Raw genomic sequence first — 19519 nt, forward strand, 5'->3', positions numbered from 1 at the left:
CCAGAGATTTCCGAGCAAGAAAAAAGGTGATGCGGTTTCGCATCACCTTTTTCTGTTCTGAGTTAGGCGTAACCTGACTCAGTTTTTCATTGGCGGAGCGACTAACACGATGTCGATTCGACGATTTTTCTGACGCCCTTCAGCTTTCTCATTGTTGGCAATAGGCCGATCCTCGCCCAGGCCTGCTGATGTGATACTCCTGTTGTTTTCAGCGTAGCGGGCATCAAGGTAGTCCTTGACTGTCAGGGCACGGCGCTCGGATAGACCCTGGTTGTAAGCATCATTGCCTATTGAATCGGTATGTCCTTCAACATGGACAACACGGTCCGGGAACAGATCAATTGCCCGGCTGGCAAGCTCGAGAAGGTCATAAGATGCGGATGGAATAATCGAACTTCCACTTGGGAATTTCATCGCCTTCATGCGAATAATCACATCTGCATCGGTTGTCAGGAACAACTCAACCTGTGAGGCATCAAACAGCGAGGCAAGCTGCGCAATTTTAGCTTCAGCCTCACGTTTCAGTTTGAGCCTATAGCGTGCCTCTCCAAGCTCAGCACTGTTGCCCTCAAGCTCATCAATCTTCTTGTGTGCATCTGCAAGCTGTGTTTCATATCCGTTCAGCATCTGCTCAATGGCTTTGCGAATCATGGCAGCCTGATCTTCGCGTGACTTGGCGCCATCAATATTTATCCCAATAGCTGCAGCAATGGCATGAAGATCATTGTCTCGTGAAACAACCCACTTCTCAAGCATGCCCGGGTTTTTCTTCATCTGGTTGCCCATCATGCCGATCTCTTTCGACTGCTCTGCCATTTTAAGGCTGTTCTGGCTCTCATTTACCAGCTGGCCACGGGCTGCCGGATTGCTGCTGACCAGACGATCCACTTTCTTCATGCCCTCATCGGCTTTTTTGAAGTTTTCTGGCGCAAAACGGTTTCCATCATGCTTGCGGGCTTCTGCAAGCATTTTGGAGGTAGGACGTGTCAGCTGTTCACGAGCCGCAACGATTTCAGCCTGACGGGTCAACAGCGCTGCCATCTCGGCCTCTTTATTGGCTCGTGTAAGGTCGTCGCTTTCTACTGCCGCGACTACACGGCTGAAAGCCTCTTCAGCACGTTCGGCAAGGTCCCTGCGTGCATCTACTGCACCCGATACATGCATACGGTCGCGCGACTCGACCAGCTTTGAGAACCTGTTGCTGACTGTCAGACTGTTAGCGATAGCACGCTTTGCCTGAATTTGCGCCTCATCTATCCAACGTTTCCGTACTGCATCTTTGGTTGCCGCATATGCAGCAGGGGAAAATTCCTCTGCCCGCACCGCATCGGCTTCCTCTAGCAGAGAACTGAATTCATCAGCCCCCACGCTGACAGGTAACAGCAGCAGGGCTGCGACTATTGCGTTTAGAACATATTTTCTTTGCATGATTCTCTCCTTCATTGAGTTGATATCCAATCAGACGCATCGCATTAGCAAAAGGTAACAATTGGTTATAGCCCAATATGGATCGCATTGTAAGTGTGACCATTCCTGGGAGGCATTCGTCCTAAATATAGAGCGTAACGGAGAATAGGTGGCATCTGGCAGCTATAGGAGTCTCCTCGGCTGTAATTACACAGGCCGATTATCAGCTTGCCGTTGCCGTAATTGTTGTCTCGCTGCTCGCTTCACCGTTTCTTATTTCAAGATTACGCAGGTATGCATCCCCTTGTGATGGGTTTCCTGCTCCAGATAAGCAACCCAAATAACGATTCCGAACACCCGGACGGAAATGCATCATTTTCCAATGGTTGAAATGTTCGGGCGAAACCAGAATGATTTAGTGATGAGTACTGCATTGGAAAGGGAGGAGTAATGTCTGGTCACCACGGGCATTCTCATCATCATCATCTGGATATGGCGCTGGGACTGACGGCTCTCTTTGCTGTTGTCGAGTTTGCGGGAGGCTGGATATCCAATTCCCTGGCACTTCTGGCAGATGCAGTGCACATGAGTTCCGATGTGGTGGCACTGGGATTGGCTGCGTTTGCAGGTCGCCTGGCTATGAGGCCTGCACACAGCGGTATGACTTACGGTTACGGACGGGCAAGAGTGCTGGCTGCGCAGGCTAACGGTGTCGCGCTCTGGTTTCTGAGTGGCTGGATTGTATGGGAAGCGTTTGGTCGATTGATTGATCCTCCTGAAGTTCGTGGCTGGATTGTCATTGCCGTGGGCTTTGCAGGACTCGTGGTCAATCTGGTGATCCTTAAATGGCTGCACGGCGAACATGATATCAATACGCGTGCGGCATACTGGCATGTGCTCGGCGATGCGCTTGGCTCGGTGGCAGCAATAGTTGCCGGTTTCGTCATCTTTTTTAGTGGCTGGATGCCGATCGATCCGATCCTCTCATTTCTGGTGGCAGGTATTCTTGCATGGGGAGGTTGGAACCTTCTCCGCGAAACAACAGCTGAGTTGATGGCGGCTGCACCTTCTGATGTCGACCTTCAGAGGCTTGAAAATATTATGTGTGGAACAGAAGGGGTAGACAGCACCCATCATGTCCATGTTTGGAAGCTGCCAGATGGTGGACGGGCACTCTCTGCCCACGTTGTTGTGGAGAATCTTTTGCACTGGGATCAAACGCTGGCAGCCCTTCAAAGAGGATTGCAGGAAGCGGGGGTCGAACATGTTACCTTGCAGCCTGAATCGGCTGATGAGTCCTGCAACCATCACTGCTGTGAGCCCTGTAATCACTGAGAAGGGTGCAGCCCTTGGTGAGGCCCTGAACGCATATATCAGGCAGGAGCACCTGCCGGAGACCTATTATAATATTGTGCGCGAGCATTTACTGCCATTGGCTGATTGGATTGCCTCGCGGAAACAGGAAAAGTCACTCGTGATCGGCATTAACGGCGCCCAGGGTAGCGGCAAATCGACGATCGCCGGAATATTGTCGATCATTCTTCGGGAGAGCGGATATCGTGTAGCAGTTCTCTCCATTGATGATCTATATCTGACGCATCTTGAACGACAAAAACTGTCAGAATCTGTGCATCCCCTGTTTAAAACGCGAGGGGTTCCGGGTACTCATGATGTTGATTTGGGTATCGAGACTATCAACAGGCTGAAAAGCTGGAAGGGAGAGGTAGCCATCCCTCGCTTCGATAAGGGAATTGATGATCGTTTGCCCGTAGACCAGTGGACGTATTGCAGGGCCCCTGTCGATTTTATCCTGTTTGAAGGGTGGTGCGTTTCAACGCCTCCTCAGACTCAGGATGAACTGGTTGAACCAATGAACAGCCTGGAGGCTCAGGAGGACAAAGATGGGGTGTGGAGGAGGGCGGTAAATGACCTCCTGTCAAAGCAGTATCAGAAGCTGTTTGATATGATTGATCACCTGATTTTCCTCCAACCCCCAGGATTTGATTGTGTTGTAAAATGGCGAAGCGCTCAGGAGCGTAGAACCTTCATTGATAGGCAGAATGATGGGATGAATACACAGCAACTGATAAGGTTTATTCAACACTATGAACGGCTGACGCGTCATAGCATGGAGCATCTGCCAGAACTTGCAGATGTTCTGCTAGAGATCGACCACGCACAGCGAGTCGTTTGTTCGACCTATAGATACGGAAGATGAAATTAAACATCATATTTTGATTGACGAGAAAAAACCGTTCGTTAATCTTCGCCGCGTCCAACAAGTCCCTATCGTCTAGTCGGCCTAGGACACCGCCCTTTCACGGCGGCAACAGGGGTTCGAATCCCCTTGGGGACGCCAAATTAAGGCAATAAAATAAAGGGGTTGCAGAAATGCAGCTCCTTTTTTGTTGTGAATTTGCATTGGTGAGCTTTGGGTAGGCAGGGGAATGTCCTTGTAATAGTTTCTTCCATGTGAAGTAAACTGCCTGCCAAGCAGTAGAACAATCAAGGGCCATAGAAGCGTTCAATATGCTTGAATTATCCCAAACTAATTCCTTCCAGTCGCACACGATAACCTTGTTCAGTTTTAATCATCATATTAATAAGTCCAGAGTGACGGGCTTGTAACATGCAGTATCGGGGAAGAAAGTTGTAACGGCGACCATACTCAATTTTTCTTTGGCTTTGTATAACCATGCCTTCATAGGCCAGAATATGATAAAATCCAATCTCACGCCCACTCTCTCTTGCACCCATAGGTCCGGTAATGCACCAAACCAGCGCACCGTTAAAATAGTCTGGTTCCTCCATCACAACGCCACAATGTGTTACAGGACAGCCTACACCCATGGCAGGTCTCCCAAAGAGTATGTCACCCTTTTTTATCTTTAGTTTTTCCATATTAGCAGGATTGCCCAACAGAATGTGCTCACGGGGCCCCGGGTCATCGTCAAATTGATCCAAAATGAAGTCATACTCCCGATCAAGGATGTCTTTCCACGTTGGTGTCTCCATCCTCCGTATCGGCTGCGCTAGTTCAATTTCATGTTCAATCAAATGGATGCAGCGTTTAATGATTTCTGGGTCAGTGAGCGCATGTTCGGCCAAGTCTTCGCAACTTTTAAAGCCACACATGCCACAGTTTTTACCAGGAAGAAGTCGGGATAACTCTTTAGCATCAGTCACCTCACCACGTTCCAGGATATCGAGTAATTCAATGAGAACAGCCATAGATCACTCCCCTTGATAAAAGGGGTCGGACTCCAATGTTCGGACTACACCGAAATGATTTTCCCAACCGATCTCCTTTTTGCCCGCACAGATTGTGCAGACGGCCAATGGGGGGTTACCCCTCAAGACCATGGGTTGTTTGATCTCTGGTGACTTCTCGACTTCGCGAACGATGCGATCAATATTGATTCCATGTAGGGCATCAGTTTCAATAACAGGAATTGGAGCCACTTCAGTAAGATTCATGCGAAAGACTTCTCTCTCCGCTTGCGATACCAGATCAATTTTAGTTACCACAGCGATATCTGCCAGTGTTAACATCGGTCCGATTTTGCGTGGTAGGTTCATACCACTGGTCACTTCCAGTACGCATATGGCGAATCCACCTTCGACATATGGGGCACAGCGTAGACATAATCCAGCAGTTTCAACGATAAAGATATCCGCCTGGTTTTTCTCTGCCCATTCAACAGCTTCCTTTAGAATCAATACGTGGCTGTGATCAGGACAGATCTCACCGGAATAAGCCGCCTTACTAGGAATGCCGAACTCCTCGCTGAACATCGTTGCTTCTTCGGCAAATTGCACATCTTCTTTCAAGTAAGCGACTCTTCGGCCTTGTGCGAGAAGCTTATTCGTAACCTGTTTTAAAACTGTGGTCTTGCCACAGGTCGGGGGGCCGGCGCAGATAATGAGTTTCATGACAATGTCTCCTTACTGCTTGAGAGTAATGCACTCAAATCACCGCCCAGATTTTTTTCGCTAAGACGCTCCCCCTCCCACAGCCGCTTTCTAAAACGTAACATAAGGTCATCCAGCTTACCGATCCTATCAATTATAATAGCCTCTTCCTCATCGGGATAAATAATTTTTTCCATAGCTCCCCGCGACATCACGATTCTAAAATCGGATAGCAACGCAATGCGTGGATCGTGGGTTACGAAGACAAAAATCTTCTGGTAGTTCCTCAGCAACTCCAAAGCTCGACCTCGGTGAATTCCGGCATTTTCGATTTCATCTAGTAATAAAATAGGTGAATTGCCAATAATTACAGCGTCAGCAATCAATAGCGCACGAGTTTGACCGCCAGAGAGTTCGGTCATTGAGTTTTCCTGAATAATCGGTTCACCTGTTAGCTGGTTAGCAAAATCCAGAGTCTCCTCAACAATGGTTTCATGTTCATGTGCCCTTCTTATTTTTGCATGCATACGTAAAAAAACATCCACAGGCAGATCCGAGAGGAAATTAGTGTGCTGCGTAATCAAAGCAATTGGATTTTTGGAGGGATCATCCATAAGTTCTTCTGGAGGTGTGGCGCCATTGATAAGCATCCGCCTGCCGGTGGGCGTATTGGCATTAGCGAATAGTTCGATGTCATTAATTAGGGCTGTTTTACCAGAGCCAGTAGGACCAACAATGCTAACTACGTTGCCCATTTCGAACTTAACCTCAGTTACAGTCTCTTTCTGTCCAACCTTTCCATGCCCCCCCAGAAGAGTAACACTATGAACATCTTCGAGAGTTAAGCTCGACGGCTCATTATTTCGTGAGAATGGAAAAATGCCTGACATAGACTCACCTTCCTATGTTTAGTATAGCCTAAATATTTTGGGGTGGGAGATGGTTAAGTGATCGGTACCCCATGCTGATTATCGATGCATTTGGCCGGAAGTAGTCATTCATTAATTAATAAGAACAACCTCATTCCAATAGTGCCCAGATTTATCCCCTACGGCACGCCAGACAACCCCAGTTATGGTTTTCCATAGCTGGGGTTTTTTTATTTTCTGACAGGTATAGAAAAAACCTTGTTTTTCAGCGCACTACAATCCTTTTATTGAATCAATATCACTCACTCAGCTTTAACCAATAACGGGTTCCTTTAAGTGTTCCCGTCCGAAAAAGTGCGCCAAGCTCGAGAAGTTTTTGCAGGTCTCGTGTAGCAGTTGCTCGCGATGTCTTCGCTATCTTAATATAATTCTCTGCAGATAGGCCGCCTGTAAACCCTTCGGGCCCTTCTTTAAACATGCGAGCAAGCACCATTCCCTGTCTTTCATTGATCTGCCCATGAATGCGGTCATACAGCTTTGCCTTATTTATTAGAAACTCAATAAGGTTTTGCGAGTATCTGTTTGCCTCCAAAATTGTTTCAGCAAAATAAGATAACCATGAAGTAACGTGCAGAGTATGGTTATGTTTATTTAACTGAGCATAGTATTCTTTCTTTTGCCTCTCAATAATCTGAGACAATGCAATCAATGACGGTTGCTTTAATGCTTGCGATAGAGCCTTTTCACTTAAAGCTCTGCCAATGCGCCCATTACCATCTTCAAAAGGATGAATGGTTACAAAGTACAGGTGTGCCAGACCTGAACGGGTTAATGCTGGCAAGGGATGCTTTCCATTCGGAGACGAATCGTTAAACCATTGGATATAGCCCTCCATCTCTTCACGTAGTTCAGATGATGGCGGCGCTTCAAAATGGACTTTTGGTTTATGGATGGATCCGGAAATTACCTGCATCGGATCTTCTCCAGTACGATAGATGCCGACATCATGTATATCTCTACGTCCCATCATTAGCTTTGCATGCCAACTAAATATTTCTTCATGCGTAAGAGGGCAATCATAATCACAGTAAAGGGCAATCATCATTTCTGCCATTCCCTGCTCTGCAGGAGGGGAGGGTGCTTGCTTGTTTGTCGATAGACCAAAGTTTTTTCTGATTGATGATTGCAGGCTTTCCCGATTCAGGTATTCACCTTCAATTTCCGAGCTTTTCAAAGCCTCGTTACTGATAAGTTCAACTGTCAGTTCAGATTTTTCACTGTCACTAAAATGTTTAAGTGCGCCCAGAAGCTTGCCTTCTTCAAGCAGAAAAGCTTCTTCTTTGGGCATTAGTTGATGTGCCTCATATTCAAATTCAGGCCATTCTTTTTGCTGCCAATTCCATATCATGAGGCATACAATGGCATCTTATAGCTCATATATCAATGAAATATGAGCTATATATCTGTCGAGTATAACTCACCTCAAATAAAAACAGTTGAAGAAAACACAAATATTTCACAACTCCAACTGGTGTTTACATACCTTGGGGGCGCCAATCTTAAGGGATGCCGAAAGGCATCCCTTTTTCTTTGCACATGATATTTTGATACAGGGATATGGCCGCAAAGTGGCCTCTCTGCTATGTTACAGCAATGATTTTCCCGTTTAGTTTTGCTTCGACTCCACACATTCAATTCGGCGCCGGTATGCGCATAAAACTTGCTGATATTGCACAAGTTTATGGGTCTCGAATTCTGTTGGTGACCGGTGGCAGATCATTCGATGAGTCAGTAATGTGCGATGAACTGTGGCGGCAGCTGCAATCCGGGTTTGAATTACGCCGGGTAAGAGTGAGCGGAGAGCCTTCTCCGCAACTGGTAGATGATACGGTTGCAGAGCATCGAAGCTGGAATCCCGATGCCGTTGTAGCCATTGGGGGCGGAAGCGTAGTCGATGCCGCCAAGGCTATAGCAGGGCTACTTCCAAGCGGGGACTCGGTCATGGAGTATCTGGAAGGGGTAGGGCGTGGCAAGGCATTTAAAGGGCCTTCGACACCATTTATTGCACTTCCAACAACAGCAGGAACAGGTGGTGAGACAAGCAAAAATGCCGTGCTGTCGATTGTAGGGGCTGATGGATATAAGAAATCCTTCCGGGATGAGTCGTTGGTTGCCAGGCATATTATTCTCGATCCTGAATTGACGCTCAGTTGTCCGAAAAAGGTGACCGCCTCCTGCGGCATGGATGCATTTACACAACTGTTAGAATCCTACGTTTCAAGCAATGCATCACCTATGACCGATGCTCTGGCTTTAAGTGGCCTTGAACAGATCAGAGATTCGCTTCTGACAGCCGTTGAGAATGGCGAAAATATTGATGCGAGGGCAGGCATGCTTTACGCCTCCTCAATCTCTGGTCTTACCCTGGCCAATGCCGGACTCGGTTCGGTACATGGTCTGGCATCGCCACTGGGTGCTTTTTTTCCAATGCCGCATGGTGAGGTGTGTGGATCACTGCTGTTCCATGCGGTGCGCATCAATATTGAAGCGATGCATAAGCGCGATCCAAACAACAGAGCGTTGTTCAGGTACGCAGAAGTAGGGCGGTTGCTCTGCAACAGTTCCAACATATCAGACAACCAGGCAAGAGATGCCCTGTTATCTATTCTGGAAGAGTGGACTGTGAAGCTGGCAATGCCAAGGCTCTCTGATTACGGCGTTGAAGAAGGGGATTTCTCCAGGATTATTGCCAATATCAGCAGTGGCAGCATGGCCACCAATCCAATTAAGCTGGAGGAATCGGAGATTATGGAGCTTCTTCGCTCTCGGCTTTAACAGCTTCTTCCGGTCGACTCATCAATTCAGGCCATGCATCTTTCATGTAATCGTACCCCGACCAGAGGGTTAAGGCTGCGGCAACCCACAATAGCGAGAGGCCAACGTCATGCATGGAGACGCCTGTGACCTCAACGTGCAGAAGCAGGGCGGAGATGGCAATCATTTGAAGGGCGGTTTTCCATTTACCAATCCATGACACATGCACCACCGTTGCGTGCTCAGCAAGCCACTCGCGTAACGCGCCAATGGCAATTTCACGGCCAATAATGATTACAGCAAGAATGGCCGGAGCCATATCTTCAGAAACAAGCAGGACAAGAGCAGCAGCAACAAGGAGTTTATCGGCAACCGGATCAAGGAAACGACCAAACGCGGTTACCTCACCGCGAGTACGTGCAAGATAACCATCGAGCCAGTCTGTTATAGCGGCGAGAACAAACAGCAGGGAGGACAGCCAGTAGCTAAGCTCACCCGGAAGATAAAATACCACTATAAAAACCGGAATAATTGCCACGCGGCCAAAGGTGAGTTGGTTCGATATTGTCCATTGCATGATGTTAAGTATTACCGTTGTTCTTGTGTCGTAAAGTATTCATTCTAAATAACCGGAAAATAATGTGTATTTATCTGTTATCAAAGAGTCAATAGAAGCCAGTTTTACATTGTTGTAACTGTCCTAACTGCTTAAATCAGAAGCTTTTTTGCTTCTTGGTACAACGTTTCCTGTTGATCAATATCAAGCTCATCAAGTGAGATTCCTTTTTGATCGGCAAGGAGCTCCATGGTCTTGAATCTCTCGGCAAACTTTCTGTTGGTGCTCATAAGGCAGAGCTCAGCATCAAGGTTTAGCTTGCGGGCAAGATTGGTCAGCGTAAACAACACATCGCCAAACTCATCCTCAATACGTTTCAAATCACCATGATGGGTAACCTCATGCTCAAGCTCCTCGAGCTCTTCACGCATTTTTGCCAGCACATCGGTTGCCTTGACCCAGTCAAAACCGACTCTGGCAGCTCTCTGCTGCTGTTTTTGGGCATATTTCAGTGCGGGAAGAGGAGGAATTTCATCCATCAGGCTCTTGCGACCTTTATGCTCGGCATCCTTGAGCCTGTTCCATTGGTCAGTCAAATCATCAGGATCTGCTTTATCGAACACGTGTGGATGACGGTAAATCATCTTATCGATCAGGGCATCGATTACATCGGCCAGATTAAACTCGCCAGCTTCTTCAGCGATCCGGGAATAGAACAGAACCTGAATAAGAAGGTCGCCCAGTTCAGCTTTAAGCGGTTGCCAGTTGTTATCAGATTCGGCGAGCTCAATGGCTTCGAGTACCTCATGAACTTCTTCGAGCGTGTAGCGACGAAGCGAGAGCAGGGTTTGCTCTTTATCCCATGGGCACTCTTCACGCAAAACCTTCATCAGGGCATATAACTTATCGTAATAATTATCTTTGCCTCTAATCCGCTCTGGCACTTGCTCTCTCCATAACTTTACATAATATCCATTATGCGACGTTCTGTAATATTAGACAGGAGGTCGGATAAGACGGAAACCGATGGCTGTCGAATCATCCCCTCTTGCGCTGTATAAACTTTAACAGGATGTGTGGGAAAGTAAAAAAGCGTAGATCGATTCAGCAGCGCCCAAGCCAATCACAAAGACGCAGCCATGATGATCAAAAAGAACAGAACAAACAGCAGCATAACCACTGGTGCCCAGTACTCTGCCGGGAACGCAATCTTATTGGCCTGTTTCCGTGTCAGGCCGCATCCGGAACAACGGTTTCTGTAAAACAACTTGATGACAATCGCCCAAAGACCAAGCGTTAAAATAACTAGTAACCAGGAGCCGATTCCTACTCGAGGCTTATGTGCGGTTCTTCTGTCGCAATAATGGCAGTAACGCACCCTGTTTTTCATATGGCAATTCAAGTCGTTTGTTGAGATCCTTACAAGTGCCATCAAACCATTGGAGCCATATTCATTAAGGGTTAGCATTGGCATTTGTTTAATTGGCCGAGCGAGGATCTATGAGACTAATTCTGACTGTTATGACGTTAACGATTTTTGGGGGCCTTGTAACCGGTTGTGGTGTCAGTGTTAGTCCGGTTCCGGGTGTGAGTATCTATATTCCGCTACCGGATCCGCAGAAACAAGAACAAAGGAATGATCCCGAATATAAGGAAGAACAGGCCAATCAGCCTGATTGATTGCCACTACTGTTGATGCATTCAATCTGCCTGAACGTCCGTTTCGGGCCGCTTAATCCCCGGGATCCACATGCGACCTTGTGCTGCATCAAGGCCTGAGTGCGTGAGATAAACACCCCAGAGCGCACCGCTCTTTAGTTGTACGGCATGTTGTTCATACAGCCAGGCAATATCAGTTCGCAGTCTATCAAATGAGATGCCGTGCCCTTGATCCTCAAGATCCTGAAGCAGTTGAGCTTCATTGGTCGCGTATGTTTTTGAGCCGGCAAGAATCATTAGAATGCACAAGCGGCGATCTTCAAGGTTCTGCTGCTCTTCCTGGGACAATGCTGCCGGCCTTTCTGATCTGAGCTTATTAGAAGGCTCTTCCGACGTTTCCTGGCTGTCAGTAGCCGCGCGTTGTTCTATCCTCTCCTGTTTTCTCAGTTCACCCGGATCGATGTTTTGCGCAAGAAGTGCCTTGGCAGCATCACGTTTTTCCCGTGCCTCTTCGAGCGCTACTGAGGGATAGACACCTAAGGCAAGGCTCTTCTGCTTGCCTTCAAAACGGTAGGCCAGCTTCCAGTACCTGCCTGAAGATTTCACCAGTAGATAGAGTCCGCCACCATCGCTGACCTTATACTGGTTTCTTCCATAAGGCACTTTAGTGGCTTCTATTTCCGCATCAGTTAGTGGCATGCTCGACCTCATTGTTGGTCTTTATAATACGCTTTAAGAACCAACAAAAGAACCAACAAGATAGTATGTTGGTTCTTTTGTTGGTCCCTATCATATTTAAGAAAACAGGGGGAAACAACAGATAAAAGAACCAACACATGCGCACATGTCATTATTATGAGTACATGCTGGTTCCTTATCTTAAAGTTTATCACAGAGAATATGTTATGAAGGCCCCTTCCCCTTTCAGAAAGCCGATTCATGGGGGCTGGTGATCCAGTGGAATGCCTGCTACAGCTAACAAGGATTTCAAGGCATAAAAAAAGCACTCACGGAATTCCGTAAGTGCTTGATTGATATGGTACTCCGTAGGGGAATCGAACCCCTGTTACCGGCGTGAGAGGCCAGCGTCCTAACCGCTAGACGAACGGAGCATGTTTTGCGGAGGGCGATTTGTAATGATCTCTGCGCTCTGCGTCAATGGCAAACTTCTATTCAGCCATTCAAATGGCTGCAATCTGTTCTATTTTGATCTGCCTTCGCTATAGTCCCGCTGTGACTAACTATCTGCTCAAACGACTTGCCGGCATGATTCCCCTGCTCTTCGGGATCACAATCATTTCATTCGGCATGATGCACCTTGCGCCGGGCGAGCCGGTTGTCGTTGGCCAGGAGTTTAATCCCAAGGTTTCGGCACAGGATATTGAGCGCCTTCGTGCCTATTACGGTCTCGATAAGCCCCTGTATGAGCAGTACCTGGAGTGGCTCAAAAGGCTCGTGCAGCTTGATTTCGGTAAATCGTTCTCGGCTGATGGGCGCGATGTTATCGATAAAATCGCTGAGCGCATTCCTGTGACCCTGTGGATCAATATCCTCGCCATGCTGTTGATTATCCTTATCGCCATTCCTATCGGTATTATAAGTGCGGTAAAACGTGACTCATGGCTTGATAAGTGTATGACGGTATTCGTCTTTATCGGTTTTGCCATCCCCTCTTTCTGGCTTGGGTTGCTGCTCATGATCACCCTCGGCGTTAACATGAACCTGCTGCCAATTTCAGGCCTTCACGACTACAACTGGCAGCAGATGGGTTTCTGGCAGCAGCAGTTCGACCTGTTAAGCCACCTTCTGCTTCCTATTTTCGTCTCCGCAATCGGAGGGCTTGCAGGTATGAGCCGCTTTATGCGCACCGGCATGCTGGAGGTGATCAGTTCTGACTACATCACAACTGCCAGGGCAATGGGGGTTCCGGAACAGAGTATCCGCTACAGGCTGGCCCTCAAGAACGCGCTGCTTCCCATTATCACCCTTCTCGGACTCTCTATACCCGGCCTGATTGGCGGCTCTGTCATCGTCGAGCAGTTGTTCTCTCTCCCCGGAATGGGGCTACTCTTTTTTGAGGCGGTCATGTCGCGCGACTACCCGCTGGTGATGGGCATTACCGTGATTGGTGCGGTGTTGACGTTGCTGGGCAATCTGATCGCGGACATCTCCTATGCGTGGGCTGACCCGCGCATTCGGCACGGGAGAGGCAGATGATTGCATTCGCCAGATCCTTCCCATTGATGTTTGCCGGTGGCCTGATCGTCGCCATCGTTACGGTTTTGGCGCTGTTGGCACCCTGGATCGCGCCTTACGACCCCTCTGCCATCAATGTTAAGGTGATCCTGATGCCGCCATCCTGGGAGCACTGGTGCGGCACCGACACCCTTGGGCGTGATGTCTTTTCCAGAATGCTTTACGGAGCCCGTGTGTCGCTTGCCGTTGGTTTTGTGGCCGTAGGTATCTCTTTACTGATCGGGCTGATACTGGGTGCTGTTGCGGGCTTTGCAGGCGGCAAAACCGATGCTGTCATGATGCGCCTTACCGATATGGTACTCTGCTTCCCCACCTTCTTCCTGATTCTCGCTGTCATTGCATTTCTTGAGCCCTCTATCTGGAATATCATGATTGTTATCGGCCTGACATCATGGATGGGGGTAACACGACTGGTGCGGGCTGAATTCCTTTCGCTTCGCCATAGGGAGTTTGTCATGGCCGCCCAGGGATTGGGCGTATCTTCGATTCGTATGATGTGGCGCTACCTGTTGCCCAATGCCATGGGGCCGGTGCTGGTTTCGGCTGTACTCGGCATCGCCGGTGCCGTGCTTGTCGAGTCGGGCCTCTCATTTCTTGGGCTTGGTGTGCAGCCCCCCGATGCTTCATGGGGGAATATTCTTACCGAGGGTAAAGACAATATTCAGATTGCATGGTGGCTATCCATGTTTCCCGGCCTCGCGATTTTAATCACCGTACTCGGATATAACCTGCTGGGTGAAGGTCTGCGGGACTACTTTGATCCGAAGCTGAAACGCTAATGAAAGACGACACATTCTACATGAATCTTGCGCTGCAACAGGCTGAAATTGCAGCAGAAAATGACGAGGTTCCAGTAGGTGCCCTGCTGCTGCTTGCAGATGGCACAGAAGTGCTTTCCCACAATGCTCCGATTTCCCTTCATGATGCCTCAGCCCATGCTGAGATGCGTGTTATTCGCGAGGCCTGCCGGATATCGGAGAACTATCGCCTTACCGGCAGCACGCTCTATGTAACCCTTGAGCCATGCTTGATGTGCGCCGGCGCAATTGTACATGCGCGAATAGGCCGTGTTGTTTATGGAGCAGGAGATCCGAAAACAGGCGCTGTAGCGTCACTTTACGAAGTTCTTTCTGATGAGCGCCTGAATCATCAGCCGGAAGTTACCGGAGGCGTTTTGGCCGATCAGTGTGGTGATCTGTTAAAGGGGTTTTTCCGCAGCAGGCGACAAAAGGCTTAACGCCCTACTCTCCTTTATAGTCAAGTCCGAGCAGAAAGAACTCCGGAGACGTTTTTCGACTGGCATCCGGTTTAATGTTTTTAATGCGCTTGAATGATTTTCCGAGTTCGCGGCGGAAGTTGTCATATCCCTCACCCATAAAGGTTTTCATCAGGATATCACCACCCGGTCGCAGGTACTGGCGAGCAAAGTGCAGTGTCATTTCATTCAACCCGATCATACGCATCTGGTCCACAAGCTTGTTGCCGCTCATCTCTGGAGCCATATCCGAGACGACTACATCCACCTGACGTCCGTTCAGGGCCTTTTTCAGGGCTTCCTGCCCTTCAGGAGAGTCGAAATCACCCTTGATCAGGGTTACGCCGGTAATCGGGGTCAATTCAAGCAGGTCGATCCCGATAACAAGCCCTTCAGCGCCCACCCGACTGGCAAGCTCAACACTCCAGGAGCCGGGCGCACAGCCAAGGTCGACGACTACACTTCCCTTTTTAATCTCCAGCTTATGCAGATCGAGTATTTCAGTCAGTTTATATGCTGCGCGTGAGCGTTTCCCCTCTTTCTGGGCCCGTTTCACATGCGGGTCATTGGCATGGCGCTGGTACCAGGCTGAGGTTTTGCGCGCCGCTTTATTCTTGGAACTGTAACCCACGAGTTTTATGCGGCTTTGCTTAAATGTTCACTAAGCCATATCTTGATAAGAGACTGGTATGGAACATCACGCTTATTGGCCTCAATTTTGATTCTCTCAAGCATAGATTCGGGCAGTCGAATAGAAATTGCTTTGGTAGATGGCTTTAAATTCGGAAGACGCAACTGAACAGAGTTACTCCAGTCAACCAGGTCGGAAGAATCATGAGACTCCCAAAACTCACGCTCACTTGCTTCATCTTTAAATTCAGGACGCTTCTTTTGATGCTTGCTCATAGATCCTCCTTTCTTTGCGATGCATATCCCGGGCTGAAATTATCCGGATCTTTTTTTCACGTTCACGCAAAGTAAATGTAATGTGAAGACGTCTCTCATAGTCTGTTATACCTAGCGCATGAAACCTCAGTTCACTGGAGCTATGAGCATTGTCTAAAACAACAATCAACGGCTGGTTGAAAAACGGTTGCTCAGCCTCTTCTTGTGTCACTCCATGCTTGTCTGCATTTTTCCTGCTGTTACCACTATCCCAGTCAAACCCTGTGATTAAGCTGAAATCAACCATGTGCGTATATTATCACCATATACGAAACAATTCAACGTTAAAGCAAAGCATAAAGCTCACTCCTTCATCCTCCAGCCACTCTGCCATAGGTACCAGCAAGCGATAAACGTAACCGCAACTGAGCCGATGACAATAGCAACCGATGCAAAGGGATCGGTATCCCCGGTACCAAGAAAGCCGTAGCGGAACCCGTCAGTCAGATAGAAGAACGGATTGGCGTAATTAAAATGCTGCCAGAACTCAGGCAGCTGTTTTACAGAGTAGAAGACGCCGGAAAGGAAGGTTAGAGGCAGAATCACGAAGTTGGTAATCATCGCGACATTATCGAAATCCTTGGCCCACATACCTGCGACGAGACCAAATCCTCCCATAATGACACTCCCGCAGATGCCGTAGAGAAGAATGATGCCCGGATGCATGAGGGTAAGGTCAACGAATGGCAGCAGAACAGCCAGAAACACAGTCGCGACGATTACAGCACGAACCACTGCAGCAGCGAGAAAGGCAAAGACCACTTCAATAGCGGAGAGCGGTGCCATCAGCAGGTAGATATGCATCCCCATCACCTTCCCCATAATCATGGAGCTTGAGGTGTTGGCAAAGGCGTTTTGCAGCATCGCCATCATGGCCAGCCCCGGCACCAGAAAGGTGAAGTAATCCACATCAAGGCCGGGCACATGCCTGTCGCCCATCGCATAACGGAATATCACCAGATAGAGGATGGCTGTAAGTGCAGGCGTGAGGATGGTCTGCATCTTCACCTTCAGGAAGCGGCGTATTTCACGCAGGAACAGTGTCCAGGTGCCTCTGGGGTTCATTGGTCTCATGACGCCTTCTCCTTGGCTGTCAGGCGCAGGAAAACGTCCTCAAGATCCTCTGAGCGAACACCGGCATCAACAGGTGGACCGAAACGCGAAACGGCTGCTTCATAGGCAACATGAAAGGTCGATCTGTCCCCTTCCAGGCGGCCGAGCTTCATACAGACGCCATCTTCCGTCGCCCTGGGTTCAAACGATGCCAGTGCAGCCAGATCATCGTCCGTGAGTTCTATTGCCCTGCCGTAGTTGAGGCATAGATGCGATGAAGCAATTTCACGCATCATCTCACGCATGGGGCGAGCGGTCAGCAGGTTACCCTGATCTATGATTGCCACATGGTCGCATAGCTCTTCGGCTTCATCGAGATAGTGCGTGGTCAGAAGAATCGTAATCCCCTTCTCATTGAGTTCACGCATGAAGGACCAGAGACGCCTGCGCAGTTCGACATCCACGCCGGCTGTGGGCTCATCGAGAATGACAAGTTCAGGGCGATGCACCAGCGCCTGAGCCACCAGCAGTCTGCGCCGCATGCCTCCGGAGAGCTGGCGGGTGTTTTTATTGCAGTGTTCCTTCAGCTCGAGCCGCTCGAATAGTTCATCAAACCAGGCTTCATCAGGCTTACAGCCGAACAGGCCGGATGTGAAGCGAAGTACCTCACGTGGCGTAAAAAAGGGATCGAAAGCGATCTCCTGAGGCACAACCCCTATGCGCTTTTTGCACCATGCGCGATCGAGAAACAGGTTTTTTCCGAAGAGGTTTACCTTGCCAGATGTTGGCCTGACCGTATCCGCCAGCATGTTAATCAGGGTGCTTTTACCGGCACCATTGGGCCCGAGCAGCGCAAAAAAGCTACCTTGCGGAACCGTGAGGTTCACATTGTTCAGGGCAGTTTTGCCATTGCTGTAGGTTTTGCTCAGGCCGGTGATTTCAAGCGCATTCATAGTGGCGAATCATACTCCCTATATGCTTGACATCCTCCCCCGACTAAAGTCAGGGGATTCCCAAAACCGATCACGCGGCTAACGGGAGAGGCTGCATTGCTGCGCCTCCGGTTCCTGCTTCGCGGGGAGCCTTGCGGCCTATCCCTCCACAGGCAGTAGCGGCAAGCCCTGCCGCCAGAATGTTCCTTGCAGCGTTCACGTCTGCGTTCTCCGCATGGCCACAGGCCATGCATGAGAACGATGCCTGATCGGCGCGGTTCCCTTTGTCGGTGAACCCACAGGCCGAGCATTTCCGTGACGTATTGCGCGGGTCGATCAGGATCACCTGTCCACCGCGCCACTGCTGCTTGTACTCCAACTGCCGTCCGAACTCGAACCAACCCATATCGAGTATGGATCGGTTGAGCCCGGCTTTCTGCCGGACGTTGGAGCCGGGCTCATCAGCTGAGCCTTTTGCAGATGCCGTCATATTGCGTGTACGCAACTCCTCAAGGCACACGATCGCGTGGTTTTTGCTGATCGTGGTGGTTGCCTTGTGGATCGCGTCGCTTCGGGCATCCGCGATATTGATGTGCAGTCGGGTGATTCGATCCCGCTGCTTATGCCAGTTGGCAGAGAGCTTCTTCTTACGGGCAAGCTGACGCTGCAGCCTGGCCAGCTTCCGCGACAGCCGGCGAAGCGGCTTTGATCCCTCGAACGCTGAGCCATCGGACAGGGTTGCCAGATTCACCACACCGCGGTCGATTCCGACAATCGAATCGGACGGATGAACCGGCGTATCCACTTCTACCCGGCAGAGGATGGATACAAACCAGTGCTTGCCGCGCCTGGACACTGTGGCAGACCGGATCTCTCCGGCCAGAGGCCGGGACAAGCGCATGCGAACCATCCCGATCTTCGGAAGAAAGACACGGGCTCCATCCACCCTGATGCCTTGCGGAAACCGGAACGAATCGTTCAATCCTTTCCGCTTAAATCGAGGCATTCGCTTACCAGGTTGTTTTTTATCGAAGGCATCAGCGAATGCCCGGTCTAAATCCTTGAGACACTGCTGTAATACCTGCGAATGTGCCTGAGCCAGAAAGCCGAACTCATCCGACTGTTTCCACAGCCGGAGCATACCGGCTATGTCGCGGTACCGGATGATCGGGCGCTTGTGATCCAGCCGGTAGAGATTCAGTTCCAGCGCCTTGTTCCAAACGAAGCGACGGCAGCCCGCGAACTCGACAAACGATTGTCTTTGTTCGGGAGTCGGCTCAAGCCGGAACCGGTATGCTTTCAGTATCTCCATGGTGTACGATTGTACCTGCACGTGGCGGTTAATCAACCGCACGAGGCGCCTGTGATCCCCTGACTGAAGTCAGAGGTTTTACGGCGCTTGCTATAAACAAAAACGGGGCCTTCAGGCCCCGTTGTCAGATATGTCAGTTTTCAATAGCCGGCGTTGGCGCAGCCGCTGCCGGATTCGGACGGCGTAAATGATTTGCCACAGCCGCACGTGGAGGCCGCATTCGGATTGCGAATGACAAACGATTCACCCTGAATGGAGCTCTGATAATCAATCTCTGCACCGTTAAGCAGATCGAGGCTTGAGCGATCCACCAGCAGTTTAACGCCGTGGTTCTCAACAATGGTATCATTATCATTGATCTGGTCGTCGAAGGTGAAACCGTACTGGAAACCGGAGCAGCCGCCACCGGATACGAATACGCGCAGGTTCAGCTCTGCATTATTCTCACGGTCCAGAAGGCCCTGTATTTTATCAGCTGCAGCTTCAGTCAGCGTTACTGTCATTGATCATCACCTCGTATAACTGTCGGGAAACATGGATTCTGTATAC

The 19519-nt window shown here is 49.4% G+C and carries 20 protein-coding genes, 2 tRNA genes and 1 pseudogene; 7 read left to right on the top strand and 16 right to left on the bottom strand.

What is annotated here, in order from left to right; translation table 11 throughout:
* Positions 1 to 78 precede the first annotated feature (78 nt).
* Positions 79 to 1428: an OmpA family protein gene (locus tag Ga0123462_RS05370; protein ID WP_100265358.1), complete on the bottom strand. Its 1350-nt coding sequence runs from the start codon at positions 1426 to 1428 to the stop codon at positions 79 to 81.
* A 429-nt stretch (positions 1429 to 1857) separates the two neighbouring features.
* Here Ga0123462_RS05370 and Ga0123462_RS05375 point away from each other — a divergent pair, with 429 nt between their 5' ends.
* The 3 genes from Ga0123462_RS05375 (at position 1858) to Ga0123462_RS05385 (ending at position 3766) form a co-directional block, all read left to right on the top strand.
* Entirely contained in the window at positions 1858 to 2742 is an 885-nt protein-coding gene (locus Ga0123462_RS05375; RefSeq protein ID WP_100265359.1) for a cation diffusion facilitator family transporter, read from the top strand.
* Between the two features lie 76 nt (positions 2743 to 2818).
* Entirely contained in the window at positions 2819 to 3625 is an 807-nt protein-coding gene (locus Ga0123462_RS05380) for a hypothetical protein (RefSeq protein ID WP_198507405.1), read from the top strand.
* 64 nt (positions 3626 to 3689) lie between these two features.
* A tRNA-Glu gene (locus Ga0123462_RS05385) sits at positions 3690 to 3766 on the top strand.
* A gap of 179 nt (positions 3767 to 3945) precedes the next feature.
* On the opposite strand, the gene Ga0123462_RS05390 is transcribed toward Ga0123462_RS05385, so the two are convergent.
* The 4 genes from Ga0123462_RS05390 to Ga0123462_RS05405 form a co-directional block, all read right to left on the bottom strand.
* On the bottom strand, positions 3946 to 4638 hold the full coding sequence (locus tag Ga0123462_RS05390; RefSeq protein ID WP_100265360.1) for a (Fe-S)-binding protein: 693 nt from the start codon (positions 4636 to 4638) through the stop codon (positions 3946 to 3948).
* Positions 4639 to 4641: 3 nt separating this feature from the next.
* A complete protein-coding gene (locus tag Ga0123462_RS05395) occupies positions 4642 to 5340 on the bottom strand; it encodes a GTP-binding protein (RefSeq protein WP_100265361.1) in 699 nt (232 codons plus the stop codon).
* Entirely contained in the window at positions 5337 to 6209 is an 873-nt protein-coding gene (locus tag Ga0123462_RS05400; protein ID WP_100265362.1) for an ATP-binding cassette domain-containing protein, read from the bottom strand. Before Ga0123462_RS05400 ends, Ga0123462_RS05395 begins: the two co-directional genes overlap by 4 nt.
* 277 nt (positions 6210 to 6486) lie before the next feature.
* Positions 6487 to 7596, bottom strand: coding sequence for a Fic family protein (locus Ga0123462_RS05405; RefSeq protein WP_100265363.1), 1110 nt, complete (start codon positions 7594 to 7596; stop codon positions 6487 to 6489).
* Positions 7597 to 7841: 245 nt separating this feature from the next.
* Here Ga0123462_RS05405 and Ga0123462_RS05410 point away from each other — a divergent pair, with 245 nt between their 5' ends.
* Complete coding sequence (locus tag Ga0123462_RS05410; protein ID WP_100266503.1) at positions 7842 to 9023, top strand: iron-containing alcohol dehydrogenase; 1182 nt, start codon at positions 7842 to 7844, stop codon at positions 9021 to 9023.
* Here the strand turns inward: Ga0123462_RS05410 and pgsA are convergent.
* From pgsA to Ga0123462_RS05440, 4 genes are all read right to left on the bottom strand, one after another.
* On the bottom strand, positions 8995 to 9579 hold the full coding sequence (gene pgsA, locus Ga0123462_RS05415) for a CDP-diacylglycerol--glycerol-3-phosphate 3-phosphatidyltransferase (RefSeq protein ID WP_100265364.1): 585 nt from the start codon (positions 9577 to 9579) through the stop codon (positions 8995 to 8997). The two genes, Ga0123462_RS05410 and pgsA, sit on opposite strands and share 29 nt — an antisense overlap.
* A gap of 131 nt (positions 9580 to 9710) precedes the next feature.
* Positions 9711 to 10502 carry a nucleoside triphosphate pyrophosphohydrolase gene (gene mazG, locus Ga0123462_RS05420; RefSeq protein ID WP_100265365.1) on the bottom strand — a complete coding sequence of 264 codons (792 nt, stop codon included), beginning with the start codon at positions 10500 to 10502 and terminating at the stop codon, positions 9711 to 9713.
* Between the two features lie 757 nt (positions 10503 to 11259).
* Positions 11260 to 11916, bottom strand: a complete 657-nt coding sequence (locus Ga0123462_RS05430) for an Arm DNA-binding domain-containing protein (RefSeq protein WP_100265367.1) — start codon at positions 11914 to 11916, stop codon at positions 11260 to 11262.
* A gap of 338 nt (positions 11917 to 12254) precedes the next feature.
* Positions 12255 to 12329: transfer RNA gene (locus tag Ga0123462_RS05440), tRNA-Glu, on the bottom strand.
* A gap of 121 nt (positions 12330 to 12450) precedes the next feature.
* Between Ga0123462_RS05440 and Ga0123462_RS05445 the strand changes: the two genes are divergently transcribed.
* The 3 genes from Ga0123462_RS05445 to tadA are packed head-to-tail and all read left to right on the top strand — an operon-like array spanning position 12451 to position 14710.
* The gene (locus Ga0123462_RS05445) at positions 12451 to 13434 is read left to right on the top strand and encodes an ABC transporter permease (protein WP_100266504.1); all 984 of its coding nucleotides are present in this window, start codon (positions 12451 to 12453) and stop codon (positions 13432 to 13434) included.
* Positions 13431 to 14252: an ABC transporter permease gene (locus tag Ga0123462_RS05450; RefSeq protein ID WP_100265369.1), complete on the top strand. Its 822-nt coding sequence runs from the start codon at positions 13431 to 13433 to the stop codon at positions 14250 to 14252. The genes Ga0123462_RS05445 and Ga0123462_RS05450 overlap by 4 nt, the downstream gene beginning before the upstream one ends.
* Positions 14252 to 14710, top strand: a complete 459-nt coding sequence (gene tadA, locus Ga0123462_RS05455; RefSeq protein ID WP_100265370.1) for a tRNA adenosine(34) deaminase TadA — start codon at positions 14252 to 14254, stop codon at positions 14708 to 14710. The genes Ga0123462_RS05450 and tadA overlap by 1 nt, the downstream gene beginning before the upstream one ends.
* A 4-nt stretch (positions 14711 to 14714) precedes the next feature.
* On the opposite strand, the gene Ga0123462_RS05460 is transcribed toward tadA, so the two are convergent.
* The 7 genes and pseudogenes from Ga0123462_RS05460 to erpA all read right to left on the bottom strand — a co-directional run bounded on the left by Ga0123462_RS05460 (position 14715) and on the right by erpA (position 19473).
* The gene (locus Ga0123462_RS05460; protein ID WP_100265371.1) at positions 14715 to 15359 is read right to left on the bottom strand and encodes an RlmE family RNA methyltransferase; all 645 of its coding nucleotides are present in this window, start codon (positions 15357 to 15359) and stop codon (positions 14715 to 14717) included.
* 5 nt (positions 15360 to 15364) lie between these two features.
* Positions 15365 to 15634, bottom strand: a complete 270-nt coding sequence (locus tag Ga0123462_RS05465; RefSeq protein WP_100265372.1) for a BrnA antitoxin family protein — start codon at positions 15632 to 15634, stop codon at positions 15365 to 15367.
* The gene (locus Ga0123462_RS05470; protein ID WP_100265373.1) at positions 15606 to 15920 is read right to left on the bottom strand and encodes a BrnT family toxin; all 315 of its coding nucleotides are present in this window, start codon (positions 15918 to 15920) and stop codon (positions 15606 to 15608) included. Before Ga0123462_RS05470 ends, Ga0123462_RS05465 begins: the two co-directional genes overlap by 29 nt.
* Before the next feature lie 56 nt (positions 15921 to 15976).
* Positions 15977 to 16747 carry an ABC transporter permease gene (locus Ga0123462_RS05475; RefSeq protein ID WP_100265374.1) on the bottom strand — a complete coding sequence of 257 codons (771 nt, stop codon included), beginning with the start codon at positions 16745 to 16747 and terminating at the stop codon, positions 15977 to 15979.
* Complete coding sequence (locus Ga0123462_RS05480) at positions 16744 to 17679, bottom strand: ABC transporter ATP-binding protein (RefSeq protein ID WP_100265375.1); 936 nt, start codon at positions 17677 to 17679, stop codon at positions 16744 to 16746. Before Ga0123462_RS05480 ends, Ga0123462_RS05475 begins: the two co-directional genes overlap by 4 nt.
* A gap of 78 nt (positions 17680 to 17757) precedes the next feature.
* Positions 17758 to 18970 (bottom strand): annotated as a pseudogene (locus tag Ga0123462_RS05485) (RNA-guided endonuclease InsQ/TnpB family protein).
* Between the two features lie 140 nt (positions 18971 to 19110).
* The gene (gene erpA / locus Ga0123462_RS05490) at positions 19111 to 19473 is read right to left on the bottom strand and encodes an iron-sulfur cluster insertion protein ErpA (RefSeq protein WP_100265376.1); all 363 of its coding nucleotides are present in this window, start codon (positions 19471 to 19473) and stop codon (positions 19111 to 19113) included.
* Positions 19474 to 19519 lie beyond the last annotated feature (46 nt).

Origin of the sequence: Mariprofundus ferrinatatus, assembly GCF_002795825.1 — a bacterium.
GTDB lineage: Bacteria > Pseudomonadota > Zetaproteobacteria > Mariprofundales > Mariprofundaceae > Mariprofundus > Mariprofundus ferrinatatus.

Excerpts from the sequence above, each read along its gene's own strand:
- Ga0123462_RS05370 (WP_100265358.1), bottom strand. The coding sequence starts at position 1,428 with ATGCAAAGAAAATATGTTCTAAACGCAATAGTCGCAGCCCTGCTGCTG.
- Ga0123462_RS05375 (WP_100265359.1), top strand. The coding sequence starts at position 1,858 with ATGTCTGGTCACCACGGGCATTCTCATCATCATCATCTGGATATGGCG.
- Ga0123462_RS05390 (WP_100265360.1), bottom strand. The coding sequence starts at position 4,638 with ATGGCTGTTCTCATTGAATTACTCGATATCCTGGAACGTGGTGAGGTG.
- Ga0123462_RS05395 (WP_100265361.1), bottom strand. The coding sequence starts at position 5,340 with ATGAAACTCATTATCTGCGCCGGCCCCCCGACCTGTGGCAAGACCACA.
- Ga0123462_RS05400 (WP_100265362.1), bottom strand. The coding sequence starts at position 6,209 with ATGTCAGGCATTTTTCCATTCTCACGAAATAATGAGCCGTCGAGCTTA.
- Ga0123462_RS05405 (WP_100265363.1), bottom strand. The coding sequence starts at position 7,596 with ATGATATGGAATTGGCAGCAAAAAGAATGGCCTGAATTTGAATATGAG.
- Ga0123462_RS05410 (WP_100266503.1), top strand. The coding sequence starts at position 7,842 with ATGATTTTCCCGTTTAGTTTTGCTTCGACTCCACACATTCAATTCGGC.
- pgsA (WP_100265364.1), bottom strand. The coding sequence starts at position 9,579 with ATGCAATGGACAATATCGAACCAACTCACCTTTGGCCGCGTGGCAATT.
- Ga0123462_RS05430 (WP_100265367.1), bottom strand. The coding sequence starts at position 11,916 with ATGCCACTAACTGATGCGGAAATAGAAGCCACTAAAGTGCCTTATGGA.
- Ga0123462_RS05450 (WP_100265369.1), top strand. The coding sequence starts at position 13,431 with ATGATTGCATTCGCCAGATCCTTCCCATTGATGTTTGCCGGTGGCCTG.
- tadA (WP_100265370.1), top strand. The coding sequence starts at position 14,252 with ATGAAAGACGACACATTCTACATGAATCTTGCGCTGCAACAGGCTGAA.
- Ga0123462_RS05465 (WP_100265372.1), bottom strand. The coding sequence starts at position 15,634 with ATGAGCAAGCATCAAAAGAAGCGTCCTGAATTTAAAGATGAAGCAAGT.
- Ga0123462_RS05470 (WP_100265373.1), bottom strand. The coding sequence starts at position 15,920 with ATGGTTGATTTCAGCTTAATCACAGGGTTTGACTGGGATAGTGGTAAC.
- Ga0123462_RS05475 (WP_100265374.1), bottom strand. The coding sequence starts at position 16,747 with ATGAGACCAATGAACCCCAGAGGCACCTGGACACTGTTCCTGCGTGAA.
- Ga0123462_RS05480 (WP_100265375.1), bottom strand. The coding sequence starts at position 17,679 with ATGAATGCGCTTGAAATCACCGGCCTGAGCAAAACCTACAGCAATGGC.
- erpA (WP_100265376.1), bottom strand. The coding sequence starts at position 19,473 with ATGACAGTAACGCTGACTGAAGCTGCAGCTGATAAAATACAGGGCCTT.